14 protein-coding genes are annotated in these 17,816 nt (G+C 66.9%); all 14 read left to right on the top strand.

Features of this window, described 5'->3' with window-relative positions; translation table 11 throughout:
• Genes AC1RNN_RS08975 through AC1RNN_RS08910 form a run of 14 tightly spaced genes read left to right on the top strand, consistent with a single transcriptional unit; the run spans position 1 to position 17,810 of the window.
• On the top strand, positions 1-684 hold the full coding sequence (locus AC1RNN_RS08975) for a toxin-antitoxin system YwqK family antitoxin (protein ID WP_493088279.1): 684 nt from the start codon (positions 1-3) through the stop codon (positions 682-684).
• Positions 685-686: 2 nt separating this feature from the next.
• Positions 687-1,073: a DUF4280 domain-containing protein gene (locus AC1RNN_RS08970; RefSeq protein WP_493088277.1), complete on the top strand. Its 387-nt coding sequence runs from the start codon at positions 687-689 to the stop codon at positions 1,071-1,073.
• Between the two features lie 13 nt (positions 1,074-1,086).
• Positions 1,087-1,335, top strand: coding sequence for a hypothetical protein (locus AC1RNN_RS08965; protein WP_493088275.1), 249 nt, complete (start codon positions 1,087-1,089; stop codon positions 1,333-1,335).
• A 29-nt stretch (positions 1,336-1,364) separates the two neighbouring features.
• The gene (locus tag AC1RNN_RS08960) at positions 1,365-2,288 is read left to right on the top strand and encodes an ABC transporter substrate-binding protein (RefSeq protein ID WP_493088273.1); all 924 of its coding nucleotides are present in this window, start codon (positions 1,365-1,367) and stop codon (positions 2,286-2,288) included.
• A gap of 20 nt (positions 2,289-2,308) precedes the next feature.
• Entirely contained in the window at positions 2,309-3,586 is a 1,278-nt protein-coding gene (locus tag AC1RNN_RS08955; protein WP_493088271.1) for a dicarboxylate/amino acid:cation symporter, read from the top strand.
• A 13-nt stretch (positions 3,587-3,599) separates the two neighbouring features.
• Positions 3,600-4,316, top strand: coding sequence for a cysteate racemase (cuyB, locus tag AC1RNN_RS08950; RefSeq protein WP_493088269.1), 717 nt, complete (start codon positions 3,600-3,602; stop codon positions 4,314-4,316).
• Positions 4,304-5,791 (top strand): dicarboxylate/amino acid:cation symporter, encoded by a 1,488-nt coding sequence (locus AC1RNN_RS08945; protein WP_493088267.1) that lies wholly within the window; start codon positions 4,304-4,306, stop codon positions 5,789-5,791. The genes cuyB and AC1RNN_RS08945 overlap by 13 nt, the downstream gene beginning before the upstream one ends.
• A complete protein-coding gene (locus AC1RNN_RS08940) occupies positions 5,791-6,297 on the top strand; it encodes a hypothetical protein (protein WP_493088265.1) in 507 nt (168 codons plus the stop codon). The genes AC1RNN_RS08945 and AC1RNN_RS08940 overlap by 1 nt, the downstream gene beginning before the upstream one ends.
• Positions 6,298-6,311: 14 nt before the next feature.
• Complete coding sequence (gene tssK, locus AC1RNN_RS08935; protein WP_493088263.1) at positions 6,312-7,640, top strand: type VI secretion system baseplate subunit TssK; 1,329 nt, start codon at positions 6,312-6,314, stop codon at positions 7,638-7,640.
• Between the two features lie 18 nt (positions 7,641-7,658).
• Positions 7,659-8,417 carry a DotU family type IV/VI secretion system protein gene (locus AC1RNN_RS08930; protein WP_493088261.1) on the top strand — a complete coding sequence of 253 codons (759 nt, stop codon included), beginning with the start codon at positions 7,659-7,661 and terminating at the stop codon, positions 8,415-8,417.
• A complete protein-coding gene (locus AC1RNN_RS08925) occupies positions 8,414-12,478 on the top strand; it encodes a type VI secretion system protein (RefSeq protein WP_493088259.1) in 4,065 nt (1,354 codons plus the stop codon). The genes AC1RNN_RS08930 and AC1RNN_RS08925 overlap by 4 nt, the downstream gene beginning before the upstream one ends.
• Positions 12,479-12,490: 12 nt before the next feature.
• On the top strand, positions 12,491-13,663 hold the full coding sequence (gene tssA / locus AC1RNN_RS08920) for a type VI secretion system protein TssA (protein WP_493088257.1): 1,173 nt from the start codon (positions 12,491-12,493) through the stop codon (positions 13,661-13,663).
• A complete protein-coding gene (locus AC1RNN_RS08915; RefSeq protein ID WP_493088255.1) occupies positions 13,663-14,088 on the top strand; it encodes a hypothetical protein in 426 nt (141 codons plus the stop codon). Before tssA ends, AC1RNN_RS08915 begins: the two co-directional genes overlap by 1 nt.
• 26 nt (positions 14,089-14,114) lie before the next feature.
• Positions 14,115-17,810, top strand: coding sequence for a coiled-coil domain-containing protein (locus AC1RNN_RS08910; protein ID WP_493137383.1), 3,696 nt, complete (start codon positions 14,115-14,117; stop codon positions 17,808-17,810).
• Positions 17,811-17,816: the final 6 nt, after the last annotated feature.

Here is a 17,816-nt window from a genome sequence, read left to right as displayed (position 1 = left end):
ATGAGCAGCACGCCCGTCATCACCGAGCAGTTCGACGCAGAGGGCCGCGTGACCCAGCGCGCCAGCATGGTCGACGGTGTGCTCGAGGGCGAGTTCCTGAGCTTCGGCCCGGACGGTGGCACGCGCACGCAGGCGCGCTATGTGGCGGGCCAGCTTGACGGCGTCATGGTCAGCCGCGACGAGGCTGGTCGCACGCTGCAGGAGGCCAGCTACGTGGCGGGCCGGCAGCATGGCCTCACGCGCATCTTTGCCAATGGCCGCCTGCTGATGGAGCAGACTTACCGCGATGGTGTGCTGCACGGCCCCTGCACCATGTACACCGAGGCCGGCGACATCTCACTCAAGCAGCTTTATATGGCGGGCCAGCTTGAAGGCGAGGCCCAGTATTACACCGAGGGCCGCCTGGTGCGCAAGGTGGCCTATCGCGCTGGTCAGCAAAACGGCGAGGCGGTGGACTACAGCCGCGAAGGCAAACCGGTGCAGAAGGCGCTCTATAAGGACAACCTGCTCGACGGCGCGCTCACACGCTACTGGCCCGACGGCAAGATTCTGGAGACTCAGGACTACCGCGCCGGCAAGCAGGCTTCCCCCCTGCGCCGCTTCGATCAAAACGGCAATGAGGTGCAGGATTCCAATAGCAAGCCCGGCATAATGCAGCGGCTCGAACAGATGGTGAAAGGCTGAACATGGGCATACAAGTAGCCATGGGCGCCAATCTCCAGTGCAGCTTCGGCGCGGCCCCAAGCGCGATGGTGGTCCTGCCGGCCAACCGCGTCCTGACCGGCACGCCAGCGGCCAACATCATGGACAACAAGCCGATGGTCAACATCCTGCCCTTTGGCATGTGCAACTGTCCGGCCAATCCCATGGTGGCGGCGGCCACGGCGGCGGCGCTGGGCGTGCTCACCCCCATGCCCTGCATCCCGGTCACCGCGGCGCCCTGGGCGCCCGGCGCGCCTACGGTGATGACAGGCGGCATGCCCGCGCTGCAGAACTCCTCCAAGCTCATGTGCAACTGGGGCGGCGTGATCCAGATCGTCGCCCCGGGGCAGACGACCGTGATGGTGCCCTAAGACGAGAGACGACATGCAATACACCTTCTCCATGACCTCCCGGATGGTGACCCTCACGGTGGTCTGCGTCCTGCTGCTGTGCGTGCTGCTATTTCTGGTGGGTGTGGAAATCGGCCAGAAGATGGCCGGCCAGACCATCCAGGTGGCCACCCCCGACCTCTCCAAGGCGGTGCCTGATCTATCGAAGGCGGTCCCGGCCGTACCCAAGGTGCCCACTGCCGCCGAGCTGGCCGCGCCCCTGGTGCCGGCCGCCAAACCCTGACTATGACTCTGAAGAACGGAAAAGACCCCATGTCGCATACGCCTCGCTCCGCGTTACGTCACCTCCTGCACTGCGTGGCCCTGGCCAGCGCTGCGCTGGCCCTGGGTGCGCAGGCCGCTCCCCCCGCCCCGACCAAGCCCGCACCCGCATCGGTGGTGGAAGTGCCTGCCGCACCGCCCGCGCCTCCCTCGGCCCTGGTCAAGGTGGCCGACGGCCGCCTGCTGGCACCCGATATCGCGCGCATCGTCAACCGTGGCGAGCTCATCGTCGCCATGCTGGGCGTGGATTCACCGCCTTTCTTCTATGTGAAGAACAACGAGCTGGTTGGCCTGGAGGTCGATCTGGCCAAGGCGATTGCCAAGGAACTCAAGGTCACGGTGCGCTTTGACCGCAGCGCCCAGACCTTCAACGAGGTGGTGGCTGTGGTGGCGCGCCAGGAAGCCGACCTGGGCATCAGCAAGCTTTCGCGCACACTGGCGCGCGCCCAAACCATCAGCTTCACCGACCCCTATCTGCGCCTGAACCACGCCTTTATCCTGAATCGCGTCAAGTTCGCCGAACTCGCGCGTGACCGGCCGCTGCCCACCGTCATCCGCGGCTTCAAGGGCACCATCGGCGTGATTGCCAAGTCCTCGTTTGCCGACTACGCGACCAAGAATTTTCCCGAGGCCGAAATCCGCGAATACCCCAGCTGGGGCGAGGTGCTCAAGGCGCTGGAGAAGGGCCAAGTCATGGCCGCCTACCGCGATGAGTTCGAGATCAAGCGCCTGCTCAAGATCGACCCCACGGTGTCGCTGACGCTGCGCACCGTGACCTTCCGTGACCTGGAAGACAGTCTGGGCATTGCCGTGGGCATCCAAGACCCGACCCTGCTCGCCTTTGTGAACCAGTTCCTGGCTGAGGGCACGGAAAAACTCACCATCGACAAGGTTCTCAAGGCGGTATCGCAATAACGGCGGATTGAAGGTGTTCCATGATTGATCAGAAGAAACTCTACGCATTCGTCCTCAACCCCTGGGTGGTGATCTCCATGCTGGCGGCCGGCTTCGCGCTGGGCCTGTACCAGCCCGACGTCTCGCGCAAGCTCGGCGTGGTCGGCGATGTCTATGTCGACATGCTCAAGATGATTGCGCTGCCCTTCATGGTGTCGGCCGTCATCTTCAGCCTGCAGCGCCTGTTCCGCGAGGGCGGCGCCGGCGGCCTGCTGGCGCGTGTGGGCGTAGTGTTCGTGGTCTTCTCCATCGTGGTGGCGGCGCTGGGCGCGGCCACCCTGCTGGTGATGCGCCCCGGCGAAGATCTTTCCACCCAGACGCGCCAGACCTTCGGCAAGATCGTCGGCAATGACCTCAACTCCAGCGACACCGTGATGAGCCTGCAGGGCGTGGACACGCCTGCCAAGTCGGTCAACTTTGCTGATGTGCTGGTCAGCATCGTGCCCTCCAACATCTTTGCCGCCCTGGCCGGCGGCGAGACGCTCAAGGCGCTGGTGTTCGCGCTGATGTTCGGCTTTGCCGTGGGCCAGGTGCCCTCGCGCATCGCCGACGGCCTGACCTTCTCGCTGGAGACCATCTACCACGCTTGCCAGACCCTGATGCGCTGGCTCAACTACCCGCTGCCCATCATCCTGCTGTGCATGAGCGCCTCGCAAATGGCCAAGACCGGGCTGGGGCCGCTGCAGGCGATGGCGCAGTTCGTCTTGACGTTCACCGTGGCCTCGGTGCTGGCGCTGGCGCTGGCCACGCTCATCATCTGGAAGCGCTCCAATGCCAGCTTGGGCCAGACCCTGGGCGCACTGCGTGGCCCGTTTGCGCTGGCCCTGGCTACGCGGAGCAGCGCCACCTGCATGCCCATCATGATCGAGGGCCTGGTTGACCGTCTGGGCTTTGCGCGCTCGCGCGTGGAGCTGCTGGTGCCGCTCAGCGTCTCGCTGCTTCGCGTGGGGCCTGTCATCTACTATGTGGCCGCCACCATCTTTATCGCCCAGCTCTATGGCCGCGTGCTTGGCCCCAGCGAGCTCGCCATTGTTATGGCTGCCTCCATCCTGGCCGGCTTTGCATCGGCCGGCATGACCGGCCTGCTCACCGTCTCTCTGGTGGGGCTGACCTGCAGCTACCTGGGTCTGCCCTTCGAGGCGGCCTTCATCCTCTTCCTCGCCGTGGACCCGCTGTGCGACATGCTCAGAACCCTGGTGCTGGTGATTGGCAACAGCGCGGCCGTCTCCCTGGTGTGCGCCAAACCGCTGAAGATCTAAAGGAGGCGCCGGGATGTCACGCATAGGGGTGTTTGGCGGCATGGGTCCATCGGCCACGGTGGACTTCATGGAGAAGCTCGTGCGCCTGACCCCGGCCACGCGTGACCAGGAGCATCTGCCTGTCATCGTCGCCAGCTTGCCCCACACGCATGACCGCTCCAGTGCCATCCTGGGCCGGGGCCGCGACCCACTGCCCCAATTGCTGGAGGGCATCGATTTCTTCAACGGCGTCGGTGTGGGCGTGATCGCCATCCCCTGCAACTCATCGCACCACTGGTACGCCCAGATGCAGGCGCGCAGCGCCGTGCCCATCCTGCACATTGCCCAGGCCAGTGTGGCCGCCGTGCCGCGCACGCCGCAGACCCATGTCGCCATCTTCGCCACGCGTGGTGCGCTGCAGTCTGGCTTCTACCAGCGCGCGCTGGTCGAGCAAGGCGTGGCCACCTGGCTGCCCGACTCCGAGGGCGGCCAGCACGACGTGGACACCTGCATCCGCGAGGTCAAGGCTGGCCACTTCGAGGCTGGCGGCGCGGCCCTGCAGCGTGCCTGCGCCCAGGCCGCTGCGGCCGGCGCCACCACCCTCATCATGGGCTGCACCGAGCTGCCGATCGCCAGCCGCTACGCCGACACGGCCGGCTTGGCCCTGGTCGACAGCTCTCTTGAATTGGCGCGTGCCAGCGTCGCATATGCCCTGGAGCGGGGCTGGAACAGACCGGGATGGGATTCCTGAGACAGCTCGCCTCCAACCCCCTGCTCTTGCTGCTGTGCCTGCTGGCCGGCGCAATCGCAGGCAGCATGCTGCCCGGCGTGGCCGAGCCGGCCTATGTGCTGGGCCAGGTCTACCTGGCGCTCATCAATATGGTTTCCATCCCGCTGATGGTGGTGGCCACCTTCTTCGGCCTGCGCCAGACCCTTGCGCTGCCGCAACCGCTGCGCCGCTGTCTGATGATGCTGGTGCTGGCCCTGGGCTTGGTGTTTGCGGCGGCGATCGCGGGCACGCTGTTCGGCTTTCTGACCAATCCCGGCAGCAGCATAGACGCGGGCAGCCGCGCCTACCTGGGCTCTGTGGTGCTGAGTTCGGCCGCCGGCAATGCCGAGATGCTGTTGTTCGGCACCGATGCGCAGGACGCGGGCGCCTCGCGCCCCTGGGGCCTGCTGCTGCCCGACAACTTCTTTCGTGCGCTCGCCCAAGGCCAGTCGCTGGGCATTCTGATCTGTGCCATCCTGTTTGGCTTGGCCTTTGCATCCATGGGCAAGTCGCAGAGCAATGTGCTCATGGGCATCTTCGAGGCCATCTACCGCACCTTCGAGACCATCATCTCGCGCGTCAACCTGCTCATTCCGCTGCTGGTGTTCGGCCTGGCTGCCCACTTCGCCGCCGGTGCCGACGGCCAGGTGCTGCGCGCCATGGGTTCATTCGTGGCCGGCTTTGCGACCCTGTGCGCCGGGCTGGCGGCGCTGTGCATCGTGGTGGTCTGGCGCAATGGCGTCGCACCCCTGTCCATGGTGCTGTCCTGCCTGAAGACACCGGCCATCATCAGTCTGACCTCGGCCAGCTCCACCGCTGGCATCCCCGACACCATACGCGCCATGAGTGCCAAGCTGGGCTACAGCCGTGGCATTGTCGAACTGGTGGTGCCGGCCGCCGCCATCTTTGTGCGTGCTGGCTCGGCCGTCTATTTCGGGCTGTTGGCCGTGTTTGTCGCCAACGTCTACGCTCACCCGCTGGGCGGCAGCGAGTTGCTGCTCATCGGTCTGGGTGCCACCGTGGCAGCCTTTGCCTCGGCTGGTGCGAGCAGCCTGGCCGTGGTCGGTTCGGGCGGCGTGGTGCTGTCCATGCTCAACCTGCCCATCGAGGCCGCGCTGGCCCTGTTCCTGGCCATCGACATCATCTGCGAGGCGCCGCGCAACCTACTCTCCATGCTGGTCTGCTGCGTGCTCATTGTGCTGGTCTGCAAGGGCCTGCCCTCGGAGCGCACGGCCGAACTCAAGTCGGCCGAAGAGGCGTTGCCACCGGCGCCGCTGCAATTCTCTTTCACGCGTGCCACGGCCTCGGCCGCGCTGCTCACGTCCCTGGCTTTGGCCGGGCTCATGGTGGTGGCCGGGATCAGCGTTGGGCAAAGGGCCGCAAACCCAGGTTCGGCGCGGGTTTTGGCGCCTTCTACGGGGGGAATGCTGGTGGATAATCCAGCGAACACAAAATGATGCACTTCCTCAAGCACGCCATTCTTGCCATTGCCCTGCTCCAGCTCACTGCTTGCAGCGTGTTGGACTTCATCATCCCCAAGGGGGTTGCCGACTTCGTCTCGCCCAAGGGCAACAAGCTGGGCTGGGAGGGCGTGACCATCATGGCCGCCAACGACGCCAACCTCAACAGCCCTGTGGCACTGGACATCGTCCTGTTCAAGGACGAGGCCTCGCTCACCATGGCCTCCACACTGCCCGCAGCGAAATGGTTCGCCACGCGCGGTGAGATGGAAAAGACCTATCCCCAGGCGATCAGCTATAAGAGTTATGAAGTGGCGCCGGGGCAGACCTTGCGCATACCGGCCGCCGACTTTGGCGGCCTGCGGGTGGCCGGCGTGATGGTCTTTGCCGATTACCTCACGCCTGGCGAACACCGCGTGCGGGCCGACCAGCTGCAAGGCGCAGTACTGGTCCAGCTTGGCGCCAAAGACTTCGCGGTCACTGTGCCGCAGCTCAGCAAATAAGGCCGGGAGCCACCATGCCTAGTCAGACACCTCCACGCGCGCGCATCCAGTGGCATGAGGGCATGCTGCTCTCGCCTCAGCACTTCCAGCAGGAGTCGGGCCGTGTCGATGCCCTCATCGCCTGGCAGCAACTCGCCTCCACCCCGTTTGCCTGGGGCGTGCGCGGGCTCAAGATCGACACCGCGCTCCTGGCCGCCGGCATCCTGCGCGTGACCCAGCTCGAAGCCGTGCTGCCTGACGGCACGGCCGTGGTTTACTCGGCCCAGGACGCCCAGCACGGAACGCTGGAGCTCGACCTCGCGCCCCATGCTGAGGCCATGGCCAATGCGGCCATTGACATCCACCTGGCGCTACCGGTCTCGGCCAGCATGCGCGCCGGCGGCGCGCCCTCCCGCTTCCGCTCGGTCGCCACCGAGGCGGTGCAGGATGAAGTCTCCGAAGCGCTGCCGGCCGATGTGCCGCGTCTGCTGCCCAAGCTCTCGCTTATCGCTGGTGCCGTGCCCTCCGCGCTCTACACTAGCCTGCGCCTGGCCACGGTGTTCAAGGACAACGAAGTCATCAAACGCGGCGAGGCGCTGCCGCCCTTGCTCGAAGTACCCAAAGAGGGTGCGCTGTGGGACAGCCTGGCCGACTTCGTCGCCCAGCTGCGCGGCAAGGCTGCCTTTGTTGCCAAGCAGACTGCCGTGCCGTCCTCGCGCACCGAAGACCGCCTGGCCTACCTGGAACAGCGTGAACGCCTGCGCAACCTCATGACCGGCCTGCCCCCTCTGGAGGCTGTGATGCGTACGCCCGCGTTGCATCCCTACACCCTGTTTCTTGCGCTATGCAGCCTGCTCGGGCCGCTGAGCCTGCTGCGTCCCGGCGGCCTGCCGCCGGTGCCGCCCGAGTACGACCACGCCGACCCGCTCGCTACGCTCACGCCGGTGCTGGCCGCGCTGCAAAGCGCGCTCGATGAGGTCAGCCAGGACTACCGCGAAATCAAGTTCGAATTCCGTCATGGCGCCTTCGAGCTGCCGCTGCAGGGCGATTGGGTCACCCCCCAGCTCATCATCGGCCTGCGGGGCCAGCCCGAGCGCGAGCTCGTGGCCTGGATGGACGGCGCCGTGGTCGGCTCGCAGTCTGCCTACGGCTCGCTGCGCGAGCGCCGCGTGCTGGGCGCAGACCGCAAGTTCATCGAATCCTCCAAGGAGCTGGGTGTGCGCGCGAGCGCGGGCTATACCTTGTTCTCCATCACGCTGGATGCGGCGCTGATCCTCGCGGGCGAGCCGCTGGTCATCAGCAACTCCGCCGAGAGTGCCGCCGCACAGCGCCCGCAAGAGATGGTGTTGTTCGTCAAAGGCTGAAACAGGAGCAAGTAGCGCATGGCCCGTTCAAACCGAGACAAGCACGAAGACGACCATTTGATTGCGCAGTTCCGTGCCTTCTTTGCCGAAGTGTCACGGGCGCAGACGCGCGCGATCGAGATGCGCGAGATCAACCCGGATGCCGCCGCCGCCGCCGTCAGCAAGGACTTGGAGCAGCTCATCGAACTGCAGACCCTGGAGTCCAAGCGTGAGGGCAGCCGCTCCGAGCTGCAAAGCATCGCCGATGCGCGCTACCTCAAGGCTGCGCTGGCCGACGAAATCCTGCTCAATACCGACTGGATAGGCCGCGACCGCTGGACCGACCACCTGCTCGAAGCCTCGCTGTTCCGCACCAGCTTTGCCGGTGACCGCATCTTCGAAAAGATCGACGAGCTGCTCTCCAACCGGGAGCCGGCGTTGCGCCCAATTGCGGCGCTCTATCTGTTCGCGCTGGCGCTGGGCTTCCAGGGCCGCTTTCGCGGCGCGCCAGCCTCCGAGCGCTTTGCCGGCTACCGTGCCGAGCTGTTCCAGTTCGTCTACCAGCGACAGGCCGACCTCTCCGGCCGCGACCGAGTGCTCTCCGAGCGCGCCTATGCGAGCACGCTCTCGCACATCTCACCGCGCAAGATGCCCACGCTGAGCCGCTGGTCGGTCATCTTCCTGTTCGGCGTGTTGGGCCTGCTGGCCGTCTCCGAAATGCTATGGCTGTGGCAATCCTGGCCCGTGCGGGAGGTGCTGCAGGTCGGCCAGGGCGTTAGCCAGGAGGCCGCCCAATGAACATCCTGCGCGACAACCTATTCCTCGCCGCGCTGGGTCTGCTGACCCTGGTGGTGCTGGCTGTGCTGGGCCTGGTGCTCTACGTGGCCATGCGCAACGCTTCGGCCAAGCCCGGCAGCGACCCCAAGCTGGCCAAGCTGCGCTTTGACTCGCTGCGCAACTCCTTCCGCCAGGCCGTCGAACTCATCGAAGGCAATATCGCGGCGCGCTCCGAGCGCTACGGCATCCCCTGGGTGCTGGTGCTCAACGAGGGCCTGGAGCCCGGCGCACTGCCGATCGAGCAATCCGGCGTACCCAGCGCGCTGAGCTCAGAGGCCGCCTCGGCCGCCACGTCGCAAGGCATCTCCTGGCACTTCTTTGACAAGGGCGTGGTCGTCGAGATGCAGGGTGCCTACCTCGGTTCGCCCGACGACGAAAACGCCGCTGAAAAACCCTGGGACGAGTTCCTCGGCCTGTGCCACAAGTACCGCCCGCAGCGTCCCTTTGACTCGGTGGTCATCACCGTGCCCGCTGCCATGCTCATGGACAACAGCGCCGATGCAGCGCTGGAACTGGGCAAGATGGCGCGCCTCGCACACCGCCGCCTGTGGCTGGCGCAGAACCGCTTTGCCATGCGCTTTGCTGTCTATGTGGCGGTCTCCGGTTGCGAAAAGCTCGAAGGCTTCACCGCATTTGCGCGCGCCCTGCCAGAAAGCATGCGCGCCGGCATGCTGGGGTGGTCCTCCCCCTACGACCTCTCCACTACCTACCAGGAAGCATGGGTGAGCGAGGCGGTGGACGGCGTAGTGCGCACCATTTCCGACACCTCGGCCGAGCTGTTCGCCAGCAAGACCACGCTGAGTGACACGCGCAGCTTCTTCCTGCTGCCCAACCGCATCGAGTCCCTGCGCGAGCAGCTCCAGCTCTATGTGGACGAGCTCATGCGCCCCAGCGCCTACCACGAGCCCTTCTTCTTCCGTGGCGTCTACTTCACGGGCGACAGCAGCCAGTCGGCCCAGCTCGCCGAGCCGCAACTGGGCGAGCCGGACATGGAGCCGGTACTGGATCCGCCCGATACGGCCGATTTGGTCTCCCAGCTGATGCAGGAGCCGGCCTTTTTGCGCGACCTGTTCGAGAAAAAGATCTTCCTGGAATACGGCCTGGCGCGCCCTTCGCGCCAGCAGCTTGCGCGCCCCATGCTGACTCGCGTGGGCCAGATCACCGCTCTTATCGTGCTGGGCGGCTGGACTGCCGGGCTCATCGTCGGCACCCTGCAACTCGAACACCGTAGCACCCGCCTGAGCGCCACGCTCAAGCAGATCGAGACTGACGCGCGCTACCGCACGCAGAAGCTGCGCGATGGCGAAACGATTGCGCCCGACTGGTACAAGGCGCGCACGCTGACCCTGCTGGGTGTCATCGAAGAGCTGGGATCGCAAAAGATGTTCTCCGTCTTCATGCCGGGTTCCTGGCCCATGTGGGACAACCTCGATGCGCGTGTGTCCGAGCGCGTGGAGCGCGAGTTCGGTGAGATCGCCATCGGCACGCTGCGCCGCGAACTCTATGCACGCGCCTCCGAACTCACGGGTGTGCCGCAAGACGAAAGCACCTCCGAACTCATCATCGGTGGCGAGTGCCGCAACCCGGTGCCGGCCTCCAGCCCTACGCACAAGCCGGTGCTGGCGGTGGAAGACACCTCCGAGTTTGGCGCCGTGCTGCAGTACCTCTCTTCTGTTGAGCGGCTGGAGCAGGCGGTCGAGGCCATGCAGCGCCTGCAGAAGGGCGGCGCCAATGACGCCAACGACCTGCGCCTGCTCGTCAAGTACACGATGGGTGCCGAGCTGCCCAGTACCATCTCGCAAAGCCTGCGCTTGCTGCGTAACAGTGACTCCGGCTCGGGCAGCCCCGGTGGCGTCAGCGTCATGCACATGCAGCAGGCCGTGCGCTGTTCGCTCGTGAAGGGCATGAGCACGCTGGATCAGCGCGTCTTCGTCAACAACGACCTGCTGGTCATGGAGCGCCAGCTCGCGGCGCTGACCTACCGTCTGCTCTCCACCGACTTCCGCAGCACCGGCTACGCCCAGACGGTGGCTGGTTACAAGGACATCCTCACTATCATCCGCGAGGAAGAGGGCATGCTGGCCACCGGCCGGGGTGCCTGGATGCACGAGCCCAGCTTCGACCTGGGCAAGGCCTACGCCGCCGCGCTGGACCGCGTGGCGCAGATGACGCGCCTGCTGGGCCCCGAGGCCGCCGAGAAGGTGCGCCAGCACGCCGTGGCTGAGTACCTCAAGTTCGCCAGCGAGTTCTCGGCCCGCACCCACCCCGAGACCGGTGACATCGCCTGGCAGGAGAAGGACGCGCGCTTCGGCCTCTCGCTGCAGCGCCTGGGCCTGCGCGACGCCATCACAGGCCTGCTCGGTCAGCCCTTCATGACGCCGCCAGGCGACCGCGAGATCCCCGAAATCCCGGCTCAGGGCGTGTTGCTGTGGGACAGCGCCAAACTCGACCAGGCGCTGGCCCTGGGCGACCTGCACAAGCGTTTCCTGGCCGAAGGCCTGCTCAAGTTCCCGGCCGCGAACCGCCCCGGCGTGGTCGCCTTCCTCAATGGCCAGTTTGCGCGCCTCATCAACGACAAGCTGATCGACGCGCTGGCTGTGAGTGGGCGCGTGGACCCGGCCAATGTGAGCGACGCCAACGCCTTTGATGCGGCGCGTGGCCGCCTGGTCAAGGTCGAGGCCCTGCTCGACGAGTTGGGCGCGCTCAGCGCGGCCGACACGCTGCGCCGCCTGGTCTCGGCCGACGCCGGCGTGCGCCTGCGCCAGATTGACAAGAGCCTCAACCAGTCCGATCTCTACGCCATCCGTGGACGCGACTTCAGCTACTGGAGCGGCGACAAGGGCCCGCTCCTGCAAGCCTTCGGCGTGCCCGATGTGCAGGCGCTGCAGCAGTACCTGCTCCTGCAGTTCAACCGCGCTGACGCGCTGGGCAAGCAGGCTGAGATCTACCTGCCCTCGCTGGACAAGGTCTCCACCGACAGCCAGTTGGTCAACCGCTGGCAGGCCATCAACCGCGAACTCGAGCGTTACCGCGGCAAGAACCCCAACAGCAGCCTGGGCCTGTACGAGCAGTTCCTGCTGACCGCGGGTGCCGATATGGACCGCAGCAACTGCGCCGACAAGCTGATTGGCAAGACACCGGGCAACCGCCCCGCCGACTACTTTGCCGAGCGCCATGCCCAGGTCTACAACGCCTTGTTCCGGCGCTGCGTGGAGCTGCGCTCCAGCGAGCAGATGGAGCAGTGGAATAGCGTGGCCGGCCTCTTCAACAGCCAGCTGGCGGGACGCGCACCGTTTGCCATTCCGGGCGCCAAGGACACTCTGGACGCCGACTACGACGACCTCAGCCAGCTGTTCAAGGGCTCCGAAAAAATGGCGCGACTGCTCAAGGACCCAGTGGTCGCCGGCGGACGCAACAGCACGCCCTCGGTGGCCGCACGCCGTTTCTCCGACCAGATCGAGCGCGTGCGCACCTTCATGGCGCCGCTCTACCCGGTTGACGACGGCATGGTGGCTGGCTATGACGTGGCGGTGGAGTTCCGCGCCAACCAGGCCGGCGAGATGGAGGGCAACAAGGTGATCGACTGGTCGCTGGACGTGGGCCCGCAAACCATCAAGCTGCGCGACACGCCGCGCTTGCTGCGCTGGGAGCCCGGCATGCCGCTGACGCTGACGTTGCGCCTGGCGAAGGACATTCCTGGCAACGCGTTGGCCGATCCACAGCAAAGTGCCATGAGCGTGGACGGCAAGACCGTGAGCTACCGCTACACCGACACCTGGTCGCTGATCCGCATGGTGCAGCGCCAGCGCGAGGCCGATCCGAGCGGACGCGGTGATCTGCGCACGCAACTGCTGCGCATGGAATTCCCCATAGGCACCGGTACCGAGGCCGGCAAGGGTGCCCAGCCCGATACGCGGGCCAAGGTCTATCTGCGCCTGACGCTGTACCCCGTGGGCAAGCGCACGCCGATGGCCTGGCCCGTCGCCTTCCCGATCCGGGCCCCTGAATTCACCGGCCCCTGAGCCACCTGCCGCATGGATGATTCCGATACCTTCTCGCCCGACATCGCCGCGCTCTTGACGCCGGTGGCGGGGGAGCTGCCGGCCGGGCCTTCCATGCGCTACGACCCGCAGTACCTGGCGATACGCGCAGCGCGCGAGGAGGAAGACCCACGCCTGCCCATGCGCGAGTGGGAACGCCCGCTCAAGAAGGCCGACTGGCGCATGGTCACCGATAACGCCACCACCTTGCTGCGCAGCCGATCCAAGGACTTTCAGGTCGCAGCCTGGCTCTGCGAGGCCTGGACCCAGCAGCACCAGCTGCGCGGCTTCTACGCGGCGGTGCAGCTGCTGCAAGGCCTGGTCGACCAGTACTGGGACACCGCCCATCCGCAGATCGAGGAAGACGATGACGAGGCCCGCATCGCGCCGCTCTACTGGATGAACGAGAACCTGCCGCGCGTGCTCTTGCTGCGTGTGCCCCTCATGCACCTGCCCGAGCGCATGCCCAGCGCCGTCAATGTGTTCGACTGGGAGCAGGCGCTCGCGCTGGAAAACCGCAAGCCCGAACCGAAGAAGGCGGCACCGGCCAAGAACGCCGTGCTGGCCGACAGCCCCATCCCCACGCGCAGCGAAATCGTCTCGGGTGCGGGCGGCGCGCAGCTGCAGGTGCTGTTCGACAACCGCCACTACCTGCAGGCCAGCCTGGCCGCTTGGGACGGCTTTACCCGGGCCCTGAACACGCGCATGGGCATGCAGGCGCCCAGCGTGGCCAAGGTGCAGGACGTGCTGGCGCGCATGCTGCGCATGTGCGAGACCCTGATTGCCGGGCGCGAGCCCCAGCATAAGCCGCCCGCGGTGGCGGCGCCCCTCGCCCCAGCGGAGCCGGTGCCTGCCCCCGTGGCGGCCACCGCCCCTGCTGTCCCCGCTGCAGTGCCCGCCGTGCCGGCGCCGGTGGCTGTGATGCCCTCTTCAGAAAGTGACTACGCCATGGGCCCCATCAACAACCGTGAAGACGCCTATCGCATGCTTGAGGCCGTGGCCGACTACCTGCAGCGCACCGAGCCGCACAGCCCCACGCCCTACCTCGTCAAGCGCGCGGTCTCCTGGGGTCGCATGTCGCTGGCCGACCTGATGCAGGAAATCGTGCGCGAAGAGGGCGACATCGCGCGCTACTTCTCGCTCCTGGGCATCAAAGAGCCTAGGTAATGCTCTCCGACGCGGAAGTCATCCAGCGCATGCGCGAGTTCCTGGCCGCGCAGGGTGCGGGCCAAGGCACGGGCACGGGTGGCTTGCTCGGTGCGCCCAGCCATATGCTGCAGGGCTGGCCTGAGCCGCCCGGTGAGGCCGCTGCGGCAGCGGCGGCTGCGGATGCGCCGGCCCCGGTCAACCTCAACACCCTGCCCGACAAGCCGCCGGTGCCACCGCTGCTGCCTCTGCTCGAAGAGGTGCAGCTGGAAAACGCCAAGGTGCTGCCCGAGATCGACCAGACGCTGGAGCAGATCGACGTCACCATGGGTGGCATCGACGACGCCTCGGTCTCGCTGGAGCCCGCACCGCTGCAGATCCCCAAGATCGAAGAGGCGATGACGACGGCGGGCGAAGAAGTCAAGAAGACACTGGACTCCCTCTGACCTGATGCCCTGACGCCTTCCCCGCCATGCAGCTCGTCACCAAGGCCACCGACGCCATCACCCAGGGCGCCAATCAGGTGGTGGAGGCCGTGCTGCAGGCCAAGAGTCTGGTGGAAGAGGAGGTGGTGGGCGGCATCGATGAAGCGACCCAGACCGTCAACCTCGTCGTCGAAAAAGTCACCGGCATTGCCCAGGCCTTGCAGGGCCTGCAGGACACGCTGAACCCGCAGGCGCTGGCCGGCCCGCTGATGGGCGCGCTGATGGAGTTGCCCAACACCGCACAGGGCGTGACCGAGCAGCTCAAGGGCATTGGAGAACGCCTGCTCGCTGTGGGTGAGAACCTGGCCGGCGTGACCACCGATGTGCAGGACATCGCCACCATGGCGCAGGGCCTGCCGCAGCGCCTCATTGACCTCAAACCCGATGTGACGGCGGTGCCGCCGCGCGTGGAATCGGTGGTTTCGCAAGGCCAGGGCCTGATGGACAAGGCGCGCGGCTTGGGCCCGCGCCTCCAGGCCTTTGCCGAGCAGCTCGCGCCGCTGCAGCAGCGCGCCCAGCAGATCAAGACCGCGCGCCCGGCCGACATCGTGGCGGCCCAGGCCCAGCTGGCGCTGGACATGCAGAAGATTGTGGGCAGCGTGCAGGGCGAGATGGACCGCACCGATGCCGAGCTGGCCGACACCGCCACCGCCATCCGCGGCGAGGCCGAGGCCACCGAGCAGATGGTGGCCGACATGGTGGTGGATGTGCACGAGAAGGTGGATGCCCTGATCACCGAGCTCAGCGGCACCATGGACCCCATCGTGGCGCGCGTGGACGCGGCCGTGGACGGGCTGGACGCCGAGCTGCAGGAACTCAAGGGCATGGGCGAGACGCTCAAGACCACGGTGCACAGCCTTATCGAGGGCGTGCTGCACCCGGTGCGCGAGGCCGAGTCCGCCATCGACACCGTGGTCGACCAGATCCGCGTGGTGGCCGAGACGGTGGAAGACATCCTGCGCGCCGTCGAGGCGGCCATCCAGCGGCTGGAGCGCATCGTCGAGAAACTCAAGCAGGGCCTGGACGACATCGTCGCCGGCGTGGACACCGCCATCCGTGGCCTGCAGGACGCGCTGCAGGATGTGGTGCACGAGATCGACCTGCTCGAAGAGCGCCTGAATCGCCTGCCTGACGAGTTCAACATCGTCGAGCAGCAGATCGACCTCTCCAAGGACGTGATCGCCCAGGTGCAGGACCAGATCCGGCAGTTCATGGTGGTGGCCGATGGCAGCCTGGCCCAGGCCGCGCGCGAGATCGAGCAGGCCGACGCGCTCTGCGACAAGGCCATCGCCGTCTGCACCAAGTACGTCACACGCTCCATGGCCATGGCCGCGGCGCGCGCGCTCTTCATGGGCATCAAGGGCATGGTGCCCGGTATCAAGACCACCATCGCCACCGCACGCAGCACCGTCAAGACCGCTGGCGACACCTCCATTGGCCTGATGGACCAGGCCATCACCCAGGTCGAAGGATTACGCCCCCTGCTGGCCCAGGTGGTGGAGCTGGTGCGGCAGAGCATCGCCCAGGTCATCATGGTGCTCGACCAGGTCAAGGTCGGGTTGCAGACCGCCAGTACGCAGATGGACACTGTTTCCGAGCAGATGCATGCCGCCATCGAGATGGTCAAGCAACAGCCCGACCCGCTGCTGGCCCAGGTGCGCCAGGCGCGCGACGACTTTCTGGCCGCGGCCCAGCCGCTGGAAAAAATCCAGCTGGTGCAGGACAAGGTAGTGGAGATCAAGGAAACCGTCGTCATCCCGGTGCATCAGCAGATCGAGGCCATGCGCACCCAGCTGCTCGACGCCATTGCCAAGGTGCAGGCGCAGATGCAGCCGCCCATGGACCTGGTGCGCCAGCAGATGCGCGTGGTGCACCAGCAGATCGATCTGCTCAAGGTCAAGGTGCACGAGCCACCTGCGCGCCTCATGGCCATGGCCGAAGACCTCCGCAAGCAATTCCACCTGCAGCTCGACAAGGGCCTGCAACTCATGGACGGCGTCTTTTCCCAAGCACGCAATCTGTTGCGGCAGGCGCGCGCCGGCGTGGACCGCGCTGCCAGCCTCAGCGGCGAGGCGGTGCGCGTCTCGGCCCAGTTCGAGACCCAATTCACCCAGGCTCAGGGCACTGTAGAACGCCTGGCCGCGCAGGGCCAGGCCGCCGTGGACGCCGCCAAGGGCCAGCTCGACGGCGTGCAGGCGCGCATCGACGGCGTCAAGGCCCAGGCCAGTGCCGCGCTCGATGGCGTGGGGCAGAAACTGCAGGGCGCCAGCCAGGCCGTGGCCGGCGCGCGCGACGGCATGAAAAGCGCAGGCAGCGAAGCCGGCAAGGCCTCCGACGCCGTCAACAGCGAAGCCCAGAGCCTCAAAGACAGCGGCCAGCCGCTGCAGGACGAACTGCAGAAAGCAAAGGACCAGGCCGCCAGTACCGCGCAGGAGAGCGATCAGGCCAGCGCTGGCCCGACGGCGCAGATGCAGCAGGCGCTGGAGCTCGTCAAGACCATGAAGGACGACGCCATGGCCGCGTTCGAACCAGTGGGCCAGGCCGCCGAAGCCACCAAGAGCAGCGTGGTAGACAGCCTGGCCAGCATGGCCGCACCGGTGGATGCGCTCAAGGCCGAAGCCCAGAAAGCCGGCGAACAGATGGCCGAGAAAACCCAGGCTGCCCAGGCCGAGGTCGAGAAACTGCGCGACCAGGGCCAGGCCCTCATCGACGATGCCAAGAAGAAAGTTGAAGCCGCGAAACAGGAAGCCCAGACCGCACGCACTGACGCGGTGAAGGCCGAGGCCACCATGGACGCTGCGGTCGTTGCCCAGGGCGGCCAATCGCAGGCGGCCAAGGCCGCAGAGGCGGCGGCTACCGCTGCCCCAGCCCCTGGGGCCGCCGCCGCAGGCGCGAGTCCGGCTGCTGCGTCGTCCGCTGGGGCTGGTGCCGGTGCTCCTGATGCCGCCGCACCGGCTGCTGGCGGCGTTGCGCCTGCTGCGGGTGCGACCCCTGCACCCGGGGGTGCCGCCGCCGCTTCGCCCGCAGGCACGGCACCGGGTGCGGCGCAGGCCCATGCGGGTGGTGCGGCTGCCCCGGGAGCCGCTGCGGCCCCGGCCGCCGGCGCCCCGGCTGCCCCTGGTGCTGCGGCTCCCGCAGGCGCTGCAGCCCCTGCCGCTGCGCCGGCCGAGGCCGCACCCGCTGCCTCTCCAGCCGCCGCGCCTGCAGCAAGTCCCGCCGCTGCTGCCAAACCTGCCGCTGCAGGCACTACACCGGCGGCACCTGCAGCTCCGGCCGCAGGCGGTATCCCCGCCGCGCCCGATGCCGCCAGCCTGGGCCTGCCCTCAGTCCCCGACGTCCCTGCGCTGGAAGTACCCGCCATCGAGGTCCCGGCTATGCCCACGGCCGAATCTTTGGGCTTGCCCACCGAGCTCCCTCAGGTACCCGACCTCGCCAGCCAGCTCCAAGTCCCCGATCTGGCCGCGCAATTGCAGGTGCCCGAGCTCAAGGTCCCTGACCTTTCGGGTCTTGCACCACCGACCATACCGGACCTCTCGGCCCTGAAGCTCCCGGAAGGCGTGACGCTGCCTCAGGGCTTGACCCTGCCCGAAGGCGTCACGATTCCCGAGTTCAGCGATGCAGCGGCCGCCCAGCAATGGCTGGATGCGCTGGCCAAAAGCGTGCCGCCGGCACCGGCGGCATAAGGCGGA

It is taken from the genome of Rhodoferax sp. GW822-FHT02D07 (assembly GCF_058802405.1).
This window is presented reverse-complemented; position numbering and strand designations above follow the sequence as displayed.